Annotated in this window: 19 protein-coding genes; 7 read left to right on the forward strand and 12 right to left on the reverse strand. The window is 63.6% G+C overall.

Annotated features, from left to right (window positions below; translation table 11 throughout):
* Positions 1-3 precede the first annotated feature (3 nt).
* Entirely contained in the window at positions 4-612 is a 609-nt protein-coding gene (gene phnH, locus QX034_RS04260; RefSeq protein ID WP_316196047.1) for a phosphonate C-P lyase system protein PhnH, read from the reverse strand.
* A gap of 3 nt (positions 613-615) precedes the next feature.
* Positions 616-1,068, reverse strand: a complete 453-nt coding sequence (gene phnG / locus QX034_RS04265) for a phosphonate C-P lyase system protein PhnG (protein ID WP_315704613.1) — start codon at positions 1,066-1,068, stop codon at positions 616-618.
* 133 nt (positions 1,069-1,201) lie between these two features.
* On the opposite strand from phnG, the gene phnF reads away from it, so the two are divergent.
* Complete coding sequence (gene phnF / locus QX034_RS04270; RefSeq protein WP_315704614.1) at positions 1,202-1,927, forward strand: phosphonate metabolism transcriptional regulator PhnF; 726 nt, start codon at positions 1,202-1,204, stop codon at positions 1,925-1,927.
* Positions 1,928-1,931: 4 nt separating this feature from the next.
* On the opposite strand, the gene phnE (QX034_RS04275) is transcribed toward phnF, so the two are convergent.
* From phnE (QX034_RS04275) to phnC, 4 genes are all read right to left on the reverse strand, one after another.
* Positions 1,932-2,780, reverse strand: coding sequence for a phosphonate ABC transporter, permease protein PhnE (gene phnE, locus QX034_RS04275; protein WP_315704615.1), 849 nt, complete (start codon positions 2,778-2,780; stop codon positions 1,932-1,934).
* Positions 2,777-3,661, reverse strand: a complete 885-nt coding sequence (gene phnE, locus QX034_RS04280; protein WP_315704616.1) for a phosphonate ABC transporter, permease protein PhnE — start codon at positions 3,659-3,661, stop codon at positions 2,777-2,779. The genes phnE (QX034_RS04275) and phnE (QX034_RS04280) overlap by 4 nt, the downstream gene beginning before the upstream one ends.
* 77 nt (positions 3,662-3,738) lie before the next feature.
* Positions 3,739-4,671 (reverse strand): phosphonate ABC transporter substrate-binding protein, encoded by a 933-nt coding sequence (phnD, locus tag QX034_RS04285; RefSeq protein WP_315704617.1) that lies wholly within the window; start codon positions 4,669-4,671, stop codon positions 3,739-3,741.
* 83 nt (positions 4,672-4,754) lie between these two features.
* On the reverse strand, positions 4,755-5,564 hold the full coding sequence (gene phnC, locus QX034_RS04290; RefSeq protein ID WP_315727683.1) for a phosphonate ABC transporter ATP-binding protein: 810 nt from the start codon (positions 5,562-5,564) through the stop codon (positions 4,755-4,757).
* A gap of 183 nt (positions 5,565-5,747) precedes the next feature.
* Here phnC and QX034_RS04295 point away from each other — a divergent pair, with 183 nt between their 5' ends.
* From QX034_RS04295 to QX034_RS04305, 3 genes are read left to right on the forward strand one after another with little or no spacing between them, the layout of a single operon-like run.
* Positions 5,748-6,413 (forward strand): chloramphenicol acetyltransferase, encoded by a 666-nt coding sequence (locus QX034_RS04295; protein WP_315704618.1) that lies wholly within the window; start codon positions 5,748-5,750, stop codon positions 6,411-6,413.
* Entirely contained in the window at positions 6,406-7,590 is a 1,185-nt protein-coding gene (locus QX034_RS04300; RefSeq protein ID WP_315704619.1) for an alpha-D-ribose 1-methylphosphonate 5-triphosphate diphosphatase, read from the forward strand. The genes QX034_RS04295 and QX034_RS04300 overlap by 8 nt, the downstream gene beginning before the upstream one ends.
* Before the next feature lie 10 nt (positions 7,591-7,600).
* A complete protein-coding gene (locus QX034_RS04305; RefSeq protein WP_315704620.1) occupies positions 7,601-8,314 on the forward strand; it encodes a DUF1045 domain-containing protein in 714 nt (237 codons plus the stop codon).
* Between the two features lie 5 nt (positions 8,315-8,319).
* Here the strand turns inward: QX034_RS04305 and QX034_RS04310 are convergent, their stop codons facing one another.
* Positions 8,320-9,432, reverse strand: coding sequence for a mechanosensitive ion channel family protein (locus tag QX034_RS04310; RefSeq protein ID WP_316195022.1), 1,113 nt, complete (start codon positions 9,430-9,432; stop codon positions 8,320-8,322).
* Positions 9,433-9,712: 280 nt separating this feature from the next.
* On the opposite strand from QX034_RS04310, the gene QX034_RS04315 reads away from it, so the two are divergent.
* Together QX034_RS04315 and QX034_RS04320 are read left to right on the forward strand one after the other, a co-directional pair.
* Entirely contained in the window at positions 9,713-10,267 is a 555-nt protein-coding gene (locus tag QX034_RS04315; RefSeq protein WP_315704622.1) for a peroxiredoxin, read from the forward strand.
* Positions 10,268-10,269: 2 nt separating this feature from the next.
* Entirely contained in the window at positions 10,270-10,815 is a 546-nt protein-coding gene (locus tag QX034_RS04320) for a carboxymuconolactone decarboxylase family protein (RefSeq protein WP_315704623.1), read from the forward strand.
* A 107-nt stretch (positions 10,816-10,922) separates the two neighbouring features.
* On the opposite strand, the gene modD is transcribed toward QX034_RS04320, so the two are convergent.
* Positions 10,923-11,816 carry a ModD protein gene (gene modD, locus QX034_RS04325; RefSeq protein WP_315704624.1) on the reverse strand — a complete coding sequence of 298 codons (894 nt, stop codon included), beginning with the start codon at positions 11,814-11,816 and terminating at the stop codon, positions 10,923-10,925.
* Between the two features lie 244 nt (positions 11,817-12,060).
* Between modD and QX034_RS04330 the strand changes: the two genes are divergently transcribed.
* On the forward strand, positions 12,061-12,603 hold the full coding sequence (locus tag QX034_RS04330) for a DUF2478 domain-containing protein (protein ID WP_315704625.1): 543 nt from the start codon (positions 12,061-12,063) through the stop codon (positions 12,601-12,603).
* Here the strand turns inward: QX034_RS04330 and QX034_RS04335 are convergent.
* From QX034_RS04335 to QX034_RS04350, 4 genes are all read right to left on the reverse strand, one after another.
* Positions 12,594-12,833, reverse strand: a complete 240-nt coding sequence (locus QX034_RS04335) for a transporter (protein ID WP_315704626.1) — start codon at positions 12,831-12,833, stop codon at positions 12,594-12,596. The genes QX034_RS04330 and QX034_RS04335 overlap by 10 nt on opposite strands.
* Before the next feature lie 147 nt (positions 12,834-12,980).
* Complete coding sequence (locus tag QX034_RS04340; RefSeq protein WP_315704627.1) at positions 12,981-13,277, reverse strand: ferredoxin family protein; 297 nt, start codon at positions 13,275-13,277, stop codon at positions 12,981-12,983.
* A 37-nt stretch (positions 13,278-13,314) separates the two neighbouring features.
* Positions 13,315-14,622, reverse strand: a complete 1,308-nt coding sequence (locus tag QX034_RS04345; RefSeq protein ID WP_315704628.1) for an FAD-dependent oxidoreductase — start codon at positions 14,620-14,622, stop codon at positions 13,315-13,317.
* Between the two features lie 13 nt (positions 14,623-14,635).
* Complete coding sequence (locus QX034_RS04350; RefSeq protein WP_315704629.1) at positions 14,636-15,739, reverse strand: electron transfer flavoprotein subunit alpha/FixB family protein; 1,104 nt, start codon at positions 15,737-15,739, stop codon at positions 14,636-14,638.
* Positions 15,740-15,754: the final 15 nt, after the last annotated feature.

Raw genomic sequence — 15,754 nt, forward strand, 5'->3', positions numbered from 1 at the left:
GCATTAACCTCCCGCCGCGACCAGCCGCGTCGTACGTGGGATCACCACCATGCTATCATCATGGACCAGCACGACATCGATACCGCGCGGAAACAGTGTTTCGTTGATCGCAAGCCGATCGAACAAATCCTCCGGCTCGATCTTGGCACGCAGCCTTGCCGTGCCGTCGATGCCGGGACCGCGCAACGTGTAATGACGCCCCTCGCCCAAATTCTCGGCCTGCAGGACCAGCGTCGTCGAGCGATCCGGATATTCCCCGCTACCGAGTGCAAACGACTCAAAGCCGGGTAGCGATGCGCCGTCCGTGACCAGCGCAAAAGCGGCATTCGCGACTGCGGCAACAACCGGCGCTCCGGCGTGGAATTTGAGCCAAGCCGCAATATCAGGCGCCGCCGCCAATTTCGGATCGAGCCAGACCGGCGTGTCATGATCGAACAAGGTCAGGGCGATCGCAGCAGCGGCGCGCGTCAGGCCGGTCGGCACGCCGACGTCGACGGTGACGCGCTGAATGCTGCCCGGCCGGGCCATCGCCTCCATAACGGCACGGAAGGTCGACTGCGCCGCGATGACCGGATCGGCAAAGCCCGCCGGAAGATCTGAGACCATGCCCATCATTCAACCCTCGCCGCGCACCATCGTGTAGAACTCGACCTTCGTCGCCGCCGCTTCGCGTGCGCTCTGCTGCCGCTCTGCGCGCACGCGTTCGCGCAACGGTGCGACCACCTGGGTTTCGACAGCGTCGGCATAGGCGTCCGCTTGGATCAGCGCATCGCACAGTGCGACCAGGCGCGCCTTCTTACCGTCGCGCCCGAGCACGTAGCCGAACCCGACTTCGCCGCTGGCAAGGCGTACCGCCGCGCGCGACACCGTAGCTTCGCCGAGATTGAAGGGCGCACCATCGCCGCCGGCACGGCCACGCACCATCACCAGCCCGCTCTCAGGCGTGCGCAGCTCCGCATGCGGCGGCAGTGCGATCGGCTGCAGGCGCTCGGCAATCTCAGCTGCCGGCACGTGCGCCAGTACCCGCATCGCGGCTTTGCGTCTGTCCTTCATCGCCTCTGCGCTCATCGTCTTATCAGTCTTGGTCTTCTCGGCCTTGCCGGATCTAAGTTGTCTATGATAGTAGACAACTTGATAACGGCCGGCAATGACCGTTTCATGACATGCCTGTGATTTTCACGACCTCCGGCGGAACCCAGCGATGAGCATGCAGGATGCAGTTTCCGGGGTGGCCCTGTGGCGCCAGGTGGCGGACGGGATCGAACGCGATATCGCCGAAGGGCGCTTTGCCGCCGGCACGCGGCTGCCCGGCGAAACCGAGATCGCGGAGATCTATCGGGTGAACCGCCACACCGTGCGGCGAGCGCTCGCAGCCTTGGCCGAACGCGGCCTGGTGCGGGCGGCGCGTGGCAGCGGCACCTATGTCGAGGCTCCGCGCCTCGCCTACCCGCTCAGCTCGCGCACGCGCTTCTCGGAGAACGTCGGCGCCGGAGGCCGCGAGCCGCGCGGCCAGTTGATCGCAGCCTCGCAGGAGCCAGCCTCACGCGAACTCGCGCGCGAGCTCAAGCTCAGGACCGGCGCGCCCTTGGTGCGAATCGAGGCGCTGCGTTTGGCTGACAAGATCCCGATCTGCCTCAGCACCTCCTGGCTGTCGGCGGAACGCTTTCCCGATGCAGCCCGGATATTCGCCTCGACCCGCTCGATGACTGCCCTGCTCGCCCATTACGATATCCGCGACTATCGCCGCGGTTCGACGCGGATCACCGCCGCCATCGCTGAGGCCAGCGACGCGGCACGGCTTGACCTCGCGTTGGGGCGTCCTGTGTTGGTCGTCGATAGCACCGATATTGACGCGGACGGCACGCCGCTGATCACCAAGCGCTCGAGGTTTGCCGCCGAACGCGTCACCTTCGAGATCGCGAGCTGACCATCTACGCGATCGCGCGCCGTCCGATGATGGCGAAGCGCAGCTTACCTGAGATCCAGTCGATTGCGGCGACCGCCACCAGGATCATCAAAATCAGGAACGAAACCTTCTGCCATTCCAGCACGCGGATCTGCTCCGCAAGCTGCAAACCGATGCCGCCGGCGCCGACGATGCCGATGATCGTTGCCGAGCGGGTGTTGGATTCGATGAAATAGAGCACCTGCCCCGCAATCACGGGCAGCACTTGCGGTATCAGACCGAAGCGAACCTCGTGCAACGCGCTACCGCCGGCCGCGCGAATGCCCTCCACCTGTTTCCGGTCCGCCGCCTCGATCGCCTCCGAGAACAGCTTGCCGAGCGCGCCGAAGTCGGAGACTGCGATGGCAAGCACGCCGGCAAACGGCCCGAGCCCGACGACGTTGATCCAGACCAGCGCCCAGATCAGTTGGTCGACGCCGCGGATCGTGTCGAACAGCCGACGGACCGGAAAGCGGAGGATCGCGGAAGGTATGACATTGCGCGCCGCGAGCAGGCTGATCGGCAACGCCACCAGCGCCGCCAGCGTCGTGCCCAACACTGCTATCGAGAGCGTCTCGCCGAGGGCCTTGAGGTAGAGAGGCAGAGACGCGCCCGGATCGGGCGGGAGCATCATCCTTGCGATCCAGCCGAGCTGGCCGAGCCCGGCCAGCATCCGGCTGGGTGAAAACTCCAGATCGACTAGGCCGAACACGAAGATGGCAAGCGTGAGCACCAACACCAGCGGTGTGGCGAGCCGCGCCGCCGCGGGCCGGTCGAAAACGTGCGGATAACGCCTGCGCAGATCTTGCGGATCCGGCCGTTCCAGAGCTGTCATGTGCGCGCCTCCGCGCCGAACAGCCTGGCACGCAGCCAGCCGGTGCCGATGTCGATCAGAAAGACGGTGAGGATGATCGTCAGCAGGATCGCGCTGACATCGGAATAGTAGAACTTGCGGATCGCGACCACGAGCTCCTGACCGATGCCGCCAGCACCGACGAAACCCATGACAGAGGCCTCGCGGACATTCATCTCGAAACGCAACAGCGTGTAGCTGACGAAGCCGGCGATGACCTGCGGCAGGACCGCGAAGCGCATGCAGGACAGCCAGCTCGCACCGGTCGAGCGAATACCTTCGACCGGCTTCATATCGGCGTTCTCCACCACTTCCGAAAACAGCTTGCCGAGCGCGCCGCTGGAATGAACGGCAATGGCGAGCACGCCGGGAATCGGCCCGAGACCAAAGGCGATGACGAAAATCAGTGCAAACACGATGGCCGGTACGGTGCGGGCGAATTCGAGCAGGCGACGCACGACAAAACGGAGCCAGGGAGCCGGCGACGTGTTTTCAGCGGCCAAGAAGTTGAGGCCGAACGCGAACACCATGCCCACCAAGGTGCCGACATAGCTGATCAACAGCGTCTCGCCGAGCAGCTTGAGCCATTTCTTCCAGCCCCAAAACCACTCTGGGAAATTGGTCCACACACGCTGCCCATCGTCCAGCGTGAAGATGCGATCGAAATAGCTGACGAAATTGCCGAAGTATGTGAAGAGCGTACGCAGATTGACCTCGGCACCGACACCTGCGGCGCCGAGCACGGCAGCAAACACCACAGCAGCCAGCGCAACACGGAGGCGCTTGCGTGCGACGGCCTTGCGGTAGGCCTCGTTGAGCGCGGCCAATTGCTGGCTGGGAAGTGTGGAAACCGCGACCGCCATCGAAGCTCGGACCTTCGCGCTCATGCGCTACGGAAAAAAGCCGGGTCGCATAGACCCGGCTTTTGACGGAGAACAGATCAGGACGCCTTCTTGCGCAGGCTGTCGACGAACTTGATCAGTTCGATGGTGGCATCCCAATCCTTGGTCGTGGCCGGATGGAAGCCCTGCTTCTGGCCGTCCGACAGCCGATCGAAGGCTGCCTTGTCCTTGGTCGGCGCATCGAAGAAGGCTTTGGCGATCGCGGCCTTGGCCTCTTCCGGAAGCTCCGAGTTGTAGGCGTACGGCCCGTTGATGATCAGGGCCGACTTATGGATGATGCGGAAATCGTCCTTCTTCATCGGCGAGCCATCGACATTCTTCAGCATGCCCTTGGTGAGCATCTGCGCCAGCGTCGAATCATTGTCGCTGGTCCACTGGTTGGCCGCGACGTCGACCGTGCCCTGAGCCAGCGCCAGCACTGCGTTTTCGTGGCTGCCGGTGAAGACGACCTTGCTGAAATAGCCCTCGGCGCTGCCGATACCCATCTTGTTGAGCTCGAAGCGCGGCACGTTGTTGCCGGAGGTCGAGTTCGGATCGACCAGGCCCAGGTTCTTGCCCTTGAGATCCTCGACCTTCTGATACGGGCTGCCCGCCTTGACGAAGAACACCGAGTAGTAACCGGTGCTGCCGTCCGCATTGATGTCGTTGGCGAAGGCATCGGTCTTGACGCCGGTCAGCCGCGCACGCGCGAACGAGGCGGAGCCGTAGCTGGCAATATGGATGTTGCCGGCGCGCTGTCCTTCGATGACCGCGGCATAGTCATTGGCGATGCGCAGCGTGACTTTCACGCCGAGTTCCTTGGACAGATAGCTGACGAACGGCGCCCAGCGCTCGGTGACGCCGGAGGCGTTCTCGGCCGGAACGACTGCGAAGGTCAGTTCCGGATACTTCGCCTTCCAATCCTCGGCGGAGGCGGAAGCCGTGAACGCCAGCGCGGCAACGCCCGCCAGAACGATACGACGATTGATCATGACGTGTCCTTTTTCTTGCAGTACTTGCAGTGAGACGTCTTGAACGCCGCACAATGCGGCAGCCAAGTTCGCAAAACTCTCGGTCAAGCCACGGCGGCTTGGCCGAGGGCTGGAGCGGTCGCGGCCGCCGCAGGACGCACCGCGTCCATCACTTCGTCGGCCTCGAGATCATACAATTCGCGCGCGATCTGAGGCGTGAGTGCCGCCGGCAGATCATCGAACACGACACGGCCGGTCGCCATGCCGATCAGGCGATCGCAATAGCCGCGCGCGAGATCTAGCGAGTGCAGATTGCAGATCACCGTGATGCCGAAATGCTTGTTGATGCGCAGAAGCGCATCCATCACGATCTTTGTGTTGCGCGGATCGAGCGAGGCGATCGGCTCGTCGGCGAGAATGAGTTCGGGCTCCTGCACCATGGCGCGCGCGATGGCGACGCGTTGCTGCTGGCCACCGGAGAGTTGGTCCGCGCGCTGGGCCGCGAGGCTGGCCATGTCGAACTGTTCGAGCGCCGAGAGCGCCACGGCAACATCTTGTGCCGGCCACTGCTGCGCCAGCGAGCGCCAGAATGGGATGTGCGCCAGCCGCCCCATCAGGACATTGGTCAGCACATCGAGGCGGCCGACCAGATTGAACTGCTGGAAGATCATCGCCGACCGAGCACGCCATTGTCGCAGGTCGCGGCCGCGCAGCGCGGTGACATCGACGTCCTTGAACAGGATGCGCCCGCCGCTGACCGGGTTCAGCCGATTGATCGACCGCAGCAACGTCGATTTACCGGCGCCCGACCGGCCGATGACACCGACGAAGCTGCCCGGCGCGATGGTGAACGAAGCGTTATCGACTGCGGTTTTCGCGCCAAAACGACACGTCAAACCATCTACCACCAGCATTGGGTTCTCCGGACAGCTAGGACCGCACTCTCCGCTAGCGCCCGGATTCTACAGTTATGTGACAGCTCTGCTGCTGCACCGAACCGTCCACACGCCGGCAGCACACGTCACGCGCATGTCACCGCGATGTCATCACACTGATAGAAGACGACGCCCGCCGACGGTAAACGGAGAGTGATCGAGATGGCCGGAAAGATACTCGGGGTGGCTCCCACCATCGATTCCAGCGCCAAGGTTCAGGGCTCGACCTTGGGCGCCTATTGCGAAGTCGGCGCACGCACGATCCTGCTCGACGTCGCGATGGGCGACTACTCCTACGTAGTCAACGACTCCCAGATTACCTACACGAGCATCGGCAAGTTCTGCTCGATCGCAGCGATGACGCGGATCAATCCCGGCAATCATCCGATGCACCGCGCCACCCAGGCGCATTTCACTTATCGCGCCAGCGCTTATTTCTCCGGCGAAAACGACGAGGCCGAGTTCTTCGCTTGGCGGAAGGAGCACCACGTCAATATCGGTCACGATGTCTGGATCGGTCACGGCGCGATCGTGCTGCCCGGCCGCAACATCGGGACCGGCGCGGTGGTCGCGGCAGGGGCCATCGTCACCAAGGACGTTCCGGCCTACACTATCGTGGCCGGCAATCCGGCGCGCCCGGTCAAGCGCCGGTTTCCCGAAGATGTCGCCGAGCGGCTGATCCGGCTGGCATGGTGGGATTGGCACCACGAGGCGCTACGCGCAGCGCTGCCGGACTTCAGAAGGCTGGCGATTGACGAATTCCTGGACACATACGAGTCCGCGCTCGACGCGACCGGCCGGGTGCGGCAAAGTGTCTCTCATGACTGATCTCATCATCTCAGGTGGCCGAACGCTGCTCGGCAGCGACTTCGTCGACACCTTCCTCTCCGTTACCGAAGGTGAAATTGCCGATATCGGTGTGTCTCGTAGCGGCTCTGCGGTCGAACTCGACGCGCGGGAGCTTCTCGTCCTGCCCGGCATTGTCGATGTGCACGGCGATGCGTTCGAGCGTCAGATGGAGCCGCGCGCCGGTGTCGGCTTCCCGGTCGACGTCGCGCTGATCGACAGCGACCGCCAGGCGATTGCGAACGGCATCACCACGGTCTTCCACGCGACCACCTGGTCCTGGGAGCCGGGCCTGCGCAGCGCCGACAATGCGCGCCGCCTGCTCGAATCCATCGAGGACTTGCGACCGCGGCTTTCGGCCGACACGCGCTTCCATCTGCGTCACGAGACCTACAATCTCGGTGCCGAGGAGGAGATCGCGCAGTGGCTGGCGACGGGTCGTGTCGACCTGTTCGCCTTCAACGATCACATGAATTCGACGCTCGCCTCGCTGGAAAAGCCGCAGAAGCGCCAGCGCATGGTCGATCGGACCGGGCTTTCGGGTGAGGCATTCGATCGCCTCGTGGCGGATGTCGTCTCGCGCGCCGATGAAGTGCCGGCGTCGATTGCGCGCCTTGCCAGCATCGCGCGCGACGCCGGGGTGCGGATGCTCTCGCATGACGACGATACGCCGGCGATGCGCAAGGCATTCCGCGCACAGGGCGTGACGATCGCAGAGTTTCCGATCAACGAGGAAACGGCGCGCGAAGCGGCGGAAGGCGGTGACGCCATCGTCTACGGCGCGCCCAACGTCGTTCGCGGCGGCAGCCATACCGGCTGGACCAAAGCGAGCGACATGATCGCGAATGGCCTCTGCTCGGTACTGGCGTCCGATTATTACTATCCGGCGCCACTCCTGGCCCCCTTCCGCCTCGCCGCCGACGGCGTGCTCTCCCTGGCTCGTGCGTGGGATCTCGTCTCGGGCGGACCTGCGCGCGCTGCGGGGCTCACTGATCGCGGCAGCATTGCACCGGGTCAGCGCGCCGACATCATCATGGTCGATGATCAGGTGCCGATGCGGCCGCGGGTGGTCGCGGTCATCGCCAATGGGCAGTTGTTTTATCTGACCGAGCCAGGCCGGCTCACCGCGCCGCTCGCCCGTGCTGCAGCTGCCGAGTAAGCCGATCGAGATGGCCAAATTTCCACGTTACGCGATCTACTACGCACCGCCCGAGGCGAGCCTGCTGGATCGTTTCGGCAACTCTCTGCTCGGCTATGATGCGCGACGCGGAGTGGATACCGCGTTCGCGGACGGGATCACGGAAGCGATTGCCGACTGGCGCGAGCTGACCGAGGACGCCCGCAAATACGGCTTTCACGCCACCTTGAAGGCGCCGTTCGGGCTGGCCGATGGACGAAGCGAAGCGGACCTGGTGACGGCCTGTCGCGATTTCGTGAGCGTGCCGCGCGCGATCCCGCTCATCCGCCCCGTGGTGGATGCGATCAGCGGATTCATCGCGGTGATCCCGGGCGAGCGCTCGGACGCGCTGCAGGGGCTTGCGGCGGACTGCGTCCGCGCCTTCGATCCCTTCCGCGCGCCGACCACGCCGGAGGATCGCGCGCGCAGAAAGCCCGAGGCGCTGACGCCGCGTCAGGTCGAATATCTGGACGTTTGGGGCTATCCCTACGTCATGGAGGAATTCCGCTTCCACATGACGTTGACATGCCGGCTGGAGGCCGCGCGTCGCGAGCCGATCCTTGCGATGCTGCAGGCCCGTTTCGCCGAGATGAAGCTCGCGCAGCTCGCGATCGACCAGATCGTGTTATTTCGCCAATCCGATCCAAGAGCCCGCTTCCGCATTATCGGGTCCTGGCCGCTCACGGGATGCGCGTCGCCCGCTTAGCAGGCTCAGTGTGCTGCGCCGGCGTAGCTCGGCCGCAGCTGATCCGCATGCACGGCGAGCGGCGGCAAGATGTCGGCGCGGTCGCGTGGCAAAGCTTCCCTCATCTCCTTCTGCAGGAAGGCGATGAGCTTCTCCCTCACCTCACAGCGCAAGTCCCAGGCTTGCGGTGCATTGCGGGCGCTGACCAGGGCTCGCAGCTCCATCGTATGGGAGTTGGCATCGACGACCTGCAGATTGACGACCGCGCCGTCCCACAATTTCGATTGCTTGACGACCTCCTCGAGCCGTTTGCGGATCCGCGGCACGTCCGCCGCGTAGTCGACATACAGCATCACCGAGCCGATCAGGGACGCCGCATCACGGGTCCAATTCTGGAACGGACGTTCGATGAAATAAGACAGCGGCACGACCATGCGGCGCCAATCCCACAGACGGATGACCACGTAGGTCGATGCGACATCCTCGACCCAGCCCCATTCGTTTTCGATGATGACCGCATCCTCGATCCGGATCGGCTGTGTCACGGCGATCTGCACACCAGCGATCAGGTTGCTCAGCAGCGGCCGGGCTGCGAGACCGACGATCAGGCCGGCGGCGCCGGCCGACGCAAACAGGCTGACGCCGTATTGCCTGACCGAATCGAACGTCATCAAGGCGGTCGAGATCACGACGATGATGATCAAGGTATCGATCACCCGCTTGAACACGCGGACCTGGGTGACGTGCTTGCGCGCCATGAAATTTTCCGCGATGTCATTGCGGAAGCGCTGGAGATAGCGCGTGGCGGCAAGATCGACGGCGCGGATCGTGATCCAGCCGACCAGCGCGATGGTCGCCACCGCGAACAGATGCGCAAGCGCCCGTCTCCAGGCGTCATCAAGCGGGGCGAGCGGCAGAACGAGAGCGACGGCAATCAGGCAAAGGGCGAGACGGGCAGGTCCGGCAGTCCGCTGCAGGGTCGGCAGCAAGATCGAGCTTCGCGCGCCGATCGTCCGCTTCACCACGGCGCGGATCACCTTGTAGATCAGCAGCGCCCCGACGATCGCGGCGGCGATCAGACCAGGTCCGATCAGCCATTCCGGCGCCAAGCCCGACATCCGCTCGACGAGTTCCTGCATGCCCGATCTCTCCCGCCAGCTGTTGGAAGCGAGACCAACTCATCAGCGCTTCTTCGGATCACGCGTCAGCTGCACCGCAGCATGCGTTCGGCGCATGGCCGGCTTGCCCGGAACCGCTCGCCGGACTAAAGCCCCGATATGCCAACGATACGCACGTGCAGCATCAAGCTACGCGATGTTGCTTTTCCGACAATCCACTGATGTTGCAAACGAATGGCATATCGCTTGCAATGCACAATCCGCATCGCTATTGCAACGCAGTGATTTCTTGGAGTGCACCATGCTCGGAATTGGAAGTAAGCTGCCATCGTTCGAAATCGTCGGCGTGAAGCCCGGTTTTCACTTCCAGGAGGAGAAGGGCGAAAGCGCCTTCGAGACCCTGACGGAAAACAGCTTCCCAGGTAAGTGGAAGATCATCTTCTTCTATCCCAAGGACTTCACCTTCGTCTGCCCGACCGAGATCGCTGAGTTCGCCCGGCTGTCGAAGGATTTCGCTGATCGCGATGCCGTCGTGCTCGGCGGCTCCACGGACAACGAGTTCTGCAAGCTCGCCTGGCGGCGCGATCACAAGGACCTGCACCAGCTACCGATCTGGCAGTTTGCCGACACCAAGGGCGCGCTGGTCGACGGCCTGGGCGTTCGCTCCCCGGATGGTGTCGCGTACCGCTACACCTTCATCGTCGATCCCGACAACACGATCCAGCACGTCTACGCGACCAATCTGAACGTCGGCCGCGCCCCGAAGGATACGCTGCGTGTGCTCGACGCGCTGCAGACCGACGAGCTCTGCCCGTGCAACCGTGAAGTCGGCGGCGAGACGCTGAAGGTCGCCTGATCATGCCGATCGACCAACTGAAGGACCGGATCCCGGACTTCGCCAAGGACGTCAGGTTGAACCTGTCGTCCATGGCGTCGGACGAGACGTTGTCGCCGCAGGCCAAATACGGCCTATTTGTCGCTTGCGCGATTGCGACGCGAAATCCGACGGTGGTTGCGGCATTGGAGGCCGTGGCGGCCCAGCATCTGTCGCCGGCAGCGCTGGCGGCGGCGAAGTCCGCCGCCTCGATCATGGCCATGAACAACGTGTATTACCGCTTCGTGCACCTTGCCTCGAACAAGGACTACGCCACGATGCCGGCACGGCTGCGCATGAACGTGATCGCCAATCCCGGGGTCGACAAGGTCGATTTCGAGCTGTGGTCGCTCGCGGTCTCCGCGATCAACGGCTGCGGTACGTGTATCGACGCGCATGAGAAGACGCTGAACGAGGCCGGCGTCAATGCCGCCACGATCCAGACCGCGGTCCGGTTCGCCGCGATCATCCAGTCGGTCGCGGTTGCGATCGAAGCTGCCGGGGTCAGCCTCGCGCAGGCGGCGGAATAGCCGTAGGCTTCCGGAGCTCGCGTCCCCGACAAAGAGAGGGGCGCGAGCTTCTTAGATCAGATCCAACATCCTAAGCCGACGACTGCAGCGAAAGCGAAGACGCGGGATCAGGCTGCACTGAACGCCCCGCCATGGCTGCGACCTTCGGTCGCGGGCGAAATCACCACCTGAACATCGCGTGGACGCGCGAGATACGGCGCTGATGTCACCAGCACATCGGCGCCGGCTGCGGCATAAGCGGCGGCATTTTGCGCATTGACGCCACCAGCCGCGGCGATGACCGGACGCGCGCGCGTCGTGGGCGCCGTCTGCGTGCGTGCGACCAACGTCGCAATGTCCTCCGGCGCGAACTTCTCGGCCTGGATCACGTCGAATCCCGCCGCGGCGGCCGCCACCGCCTGCTCCACATTGGTCACTTCCACGACCAGCCGCTTTTCGGGAGCGGCGCGCCGCAATCGTTCGACAATGTCCGCAAGCGAGGCCTCGCCGAGAAACGCGCGGTGTTCAGGAAACAGCAGCACAGTTTCCGAGAGCCCGAGCCGGTGCATGACCGCTCCCCCCGCTCGGACCGCCGCCACCGCAAAGCGCTTCACGCCCGGAACATTCTTTCGGGTGCAGGCCACGCTGATACCGGGAGCCACAGATCTAGCGGCCTTTACGGTCGCTTGCGCTTCGGTCGCAACACCGGACCAGATCTCGATCAAGGTCTGCGCGACCTTCCAGCCGCGCAACAGCGCCGAGGCCGGACCGGACGCGCTCAGGATCGGCGCTCCCTTCTCAAGAACAGCACCGCTGGCAGCGAACAACTCGACCCGAGCTCCCGCGAGCTCGACCAAGGCGGCGGCGTCTTCCGCCAGCGCCAGCGTCATCCGATCGCGGGCGGTAAACCGCATGACGCCGGCCGCCGTTCCGATCCCAAGCGCTTCTGTCGTGAGATCGCCATACGGCACGTCGTCCTGGAGCAAAGCTTCCAATTCTGCCCGCGATGCAGCTGTCGTCATTCAATACCTCTTATTCCCCGCGCTCCCGAGACGTTCGCTTGCCGACGCAGGATGTCGCGTTTCGGACGATCCCATTCCGATCCCTGCACCACCGTCCCACCCGCGTCGACCCAATGCACACTCCGTTCTAGGCGGAGCGGCGGTTGCATGCACGCGATGGGACGCGTAGCGTCTGTAACTCGTCTTGCCGTTCGCGACGATCTGAACCGGCAACCCGTCCGAGGCCAAACGACTCAAGCTCGCCATGAACCAGGATTCTGTCGACCCGGACCTCAATCGCCTCGCAGCCGTGCTCTACGGACCGGCCGACGACGCCGACAGCCTGCTGTCCGATTTTGCGCAAGCTCTGCTGCGCGACGGCGTCCGGGTCGGCGGCGTGGTCCAGCACAACGTCCGCGACGCCGCCGGCAAGAAGACAGGCATGGAAGTGATCGATCTCGCCGACGGTCACGCGATCTCCATCTGCCAGCCGCTTGGCAGCGGCGCCATGGCGTGCAAGCTGGACGCTGGCGGCCTCGCCGAAGCGGCGATGGCAGTCCAGCGGGCGATCAATGCCCAGGTCGACCTGATCGTGGTGAACAAATTCTCCAAGCAGGAAGCCTCCGGCGGTGGGCTGCGGGACGAGCTTGCCCTGGCGATCATGTCGGGGATTCCAGTCCTGACGGCAGTTCCCGAAAAATGTGTCGCGGAGTGGCAGACGTTCACCGGCGACTGCGGGACGACGTTGCAGCCCTCCCGCCCAGCCATCACCGCGTGGTGGCGCGAGGTGTCCTCTCGTCAGCACTGAGCAGCGGGCGCACACAGACAGCTTACTTGCCGACTATCACGTCCGACGACTTCGATACCTGCCGAGACGACGTCATCGTCCTTCAGCTCGAGCTCATCGACCGCCTCATTGGTGCTGGCCGAAAACACCGTCAGGCCCGGGACTTTTTCGACCTTCACATGAGCGGTCGTCACGCCTTCCGCGACCGCTGCAATCGTTCTTGGCAGAACATTTCGTGCGCTCAGTTCCACGTGCAACTTCCTCTTTGATGCTGCACGCAGATGAAAGCAGAAAGTCCGCCGGTCCTCAATCAGGTATATTGCCATGAATACAAGAAATGACCCACGTCATTGTCGCGTCTTCGACAAATCGCCGTCATGACAGCGAAGACGTTCGGCTCAGCCGAACTTGAACAGCACGCCATAACCGCCGCGAGGATAGCTCCACTCGATGTCGCCGCTGGCCTCCCCGATCACCCGACAGGTGCCACATTCGACGCAGCCGTCGGCAGTGATCTCGACCTGTCCCTTGTCGTTGAGTTCATAGCAGCGCGCGGGGCAGGCCTTCAGTAGTGAGAGCAGCTGCGGCGTGGGCGTGGTATGCGGACGCACTTTGATGTGAGCCCGCCCGGAGTCGACCAGATAACGATTGTAGAACAGCTTGTCCTCGACCCGCACAGCGACTTCCGTGGTCATGTCTGATCTCCCTCTCGTTCAGAATCTCGATTGCTGCTCAACGCCACGCCCGCGCGAAGCGGAACGCATCGCCGAACAGGCCGGTCCACGACCGCGCATTCACGAATGAGCGCAGCATGCTGCTCTCTTTTTCCTTCTTCGGCGTGCCGTCAACCCGCACGAAGTTCTGCATCGCCTTGGAGACCAGCTGCGGATAGGTCAGGAAGAAGTTCTGCGACTGGTTGTGCAGAAGCGCCGGCATGTCCTTGTATTTCTTCAGATCCTTGATGACGAAGGAGTCCTCAAGCATCTTCTTGTAGAGCGAGAGGTTCGCTTTGGTCATGGGATCGCGCCGCGACTTCACCTGGAAGATCGCTTCTGCCGCGATCCGACCCGAGGTCATCGCAAGGTTGGAGCCTTCGCGATGGATCGCATTATTGAGCTGGGCAGCGTCGCCGACGACGACCCAGCCATCGCCGCAGAGCTGCGGGATCGCGTTGTAGCCGCCTTCCGGAATCAGATGCGCGGCATATTCCTTGACCTCCGAGCCCTCGATCAGCGGCGCGACCGACGGATGCCGCTTGAAGCGTTCCAACAAGCCATAGGGCGTTTCTCCGGTCTTCTGGAAGTCGGAGACCAGACAGCCGATGCCGAGCGAGATGCACTCCTTGTTGGAGTAGATGAAGCCCATCCCGGTCATTCCTTTGGAGATGGTGCCGGCGGCCTCGATGACGGCACCTTCATCCCCTTTGAGGTTGAAGCGAGCCTCGATCGTCTCGCGCGGCAGGAAGTGCATCTCCTTGACCGCAAGCGCGACGTTCTCCGGCTTCGGCCGCTCACGCAGGCCCGCGCGTGTCCCCAGCAGGCCATTGACGCCCTCCGCGAGCACCACGACATCGGCATGGATCTCGCCGTCGCGCCGGTCCGTCTTGACCCCGATGACCTTGCCATAAGCGTCCTGCGCGAGCTCCGTCACTGTGGTTTCGCACAGCACGGTAGCTCCGGCTTCTTTCACCTTGGATGAGAACCATTTATCGAACTGCGCGCGGATGATGGTGTAGCGGTTCGGCCTCTCCTCGTTGAAGTCATCCGAGCGGTAATGCAGGCCGACATGCGATTTGTCGTCGAGCATCCAGAAGCGCTGCTCGACCAGATGCCGCTCGAGCGGCGCCTCCTCGCGGAAATCCGGAATCAGCTTCTCCAGCATGTCCGCGTAGAGGATTGCGCCCTGCACATTCTTCGAGCCCGAATATTCGCCGCGCTCGAGCTGCAGCACCTTCATGCCGCGCTTGGCCATGGTCAGCGCAGCGGCATTGCCGGCCATGCCGGCGCCCACGACGATCGCGTCGAACCGTTCCTCGATCATTGCCCTGCTCCTTCTAGCTTGCGATGCGATCGCGCGAGTGCGGCGACAGCCGTGCCCTGAACGCTTCCGTCAGCGCCGGCAACAGCCGGATCGCGTCGGTGACGATGCCGATATGGGCGAAGTCGAAGATCGGGGCGTTCTTGTCGGTATTGATGGCCACGATCAGGTCCGCACCCTCGACGCCGACGCGATGCTGGATCGCTCCGGAAATTCCGGCCGCAATGTATAGCTTGGGCCGGATGGTCTTCCCGGTCTGACCGATCTGGCGATCCGATGTCACCCAGCCCTTCTGCACCAGCGGACGCGAGCAGCCATATTCGGCACCGAGCACGGATGCGAGGCCGCGCACCAGTTGGAAGTTTTCCGGCGAGGCCAAGCCGAGGCCGCCGGCCACCACGATGTCCGCATAAGCGAGGTTCGACTTCGCGGAGTCGCGGTCGGGAATAAACGAGAGAATCTTGGTGACGATGTCATCCTCCACAAGACCGAGCTTGTGCTCGATGATGCGGCCGGCCGGCTTCTCGACCCGCTCCGGCATCGGCATCACGCGCGGACGTACGGTCGCCATCTGCGGGCGATAGTTCAGCGTGTAGATGGTACATAGCAGCGAGCCGCCGAAGGTCGGACGCGTGGCAGCGAGTGAGCCGTCCGCGTCGACATCGAGTTCGGTGCAATCGGCGGTGAGGCCAGTCAGCAAGGTGGTGGCGACTGAGCCCGCAAGGTCACGTCCCAAGGTGGTGGCGCCGAGCAGCAGGATTTCCGGCTTGAAGGTGTTGACGGTATCGGTCAGCGCCTTGGTGTAGGCCTCGTTACGGTAGTCGGTCAGCACCTGGTCGGCGACGATATAAGCGAGGTCCGCGCCGTAGCAGAACGCTTCGGCGGCCGCGTGCTGAACAGCCTCGCCGGGCGGCCCGATCACGACCGCCGCGAGGTCGACTTTAAGCTTGTCAGCAAGCTTGCGCCCGGCGCCCATCAGCTCCCAGGAGACGGGGTGCACTTGACCGCGCTCCTGTTCGATGAACACCCAGACGTGCTTATACGCCTTGAAATGCTCGGGCAGCTCTTTCTTGGTCGCGGCGCGGCCTGCAGGAGCCGGTGTTTTGGTCGGTTCGCTCATGGTCGTGTTCCCGTC

Source organism: Bradyrhizobium sp. SZCCHNR3119 (assembly GCF_032487775.1).
Lineage (GTDB): Bacteria > Pseudomonadota > Alphaproteobacteria > Rhizobiales > Xanthobacteraceae > Bradyrhizobium.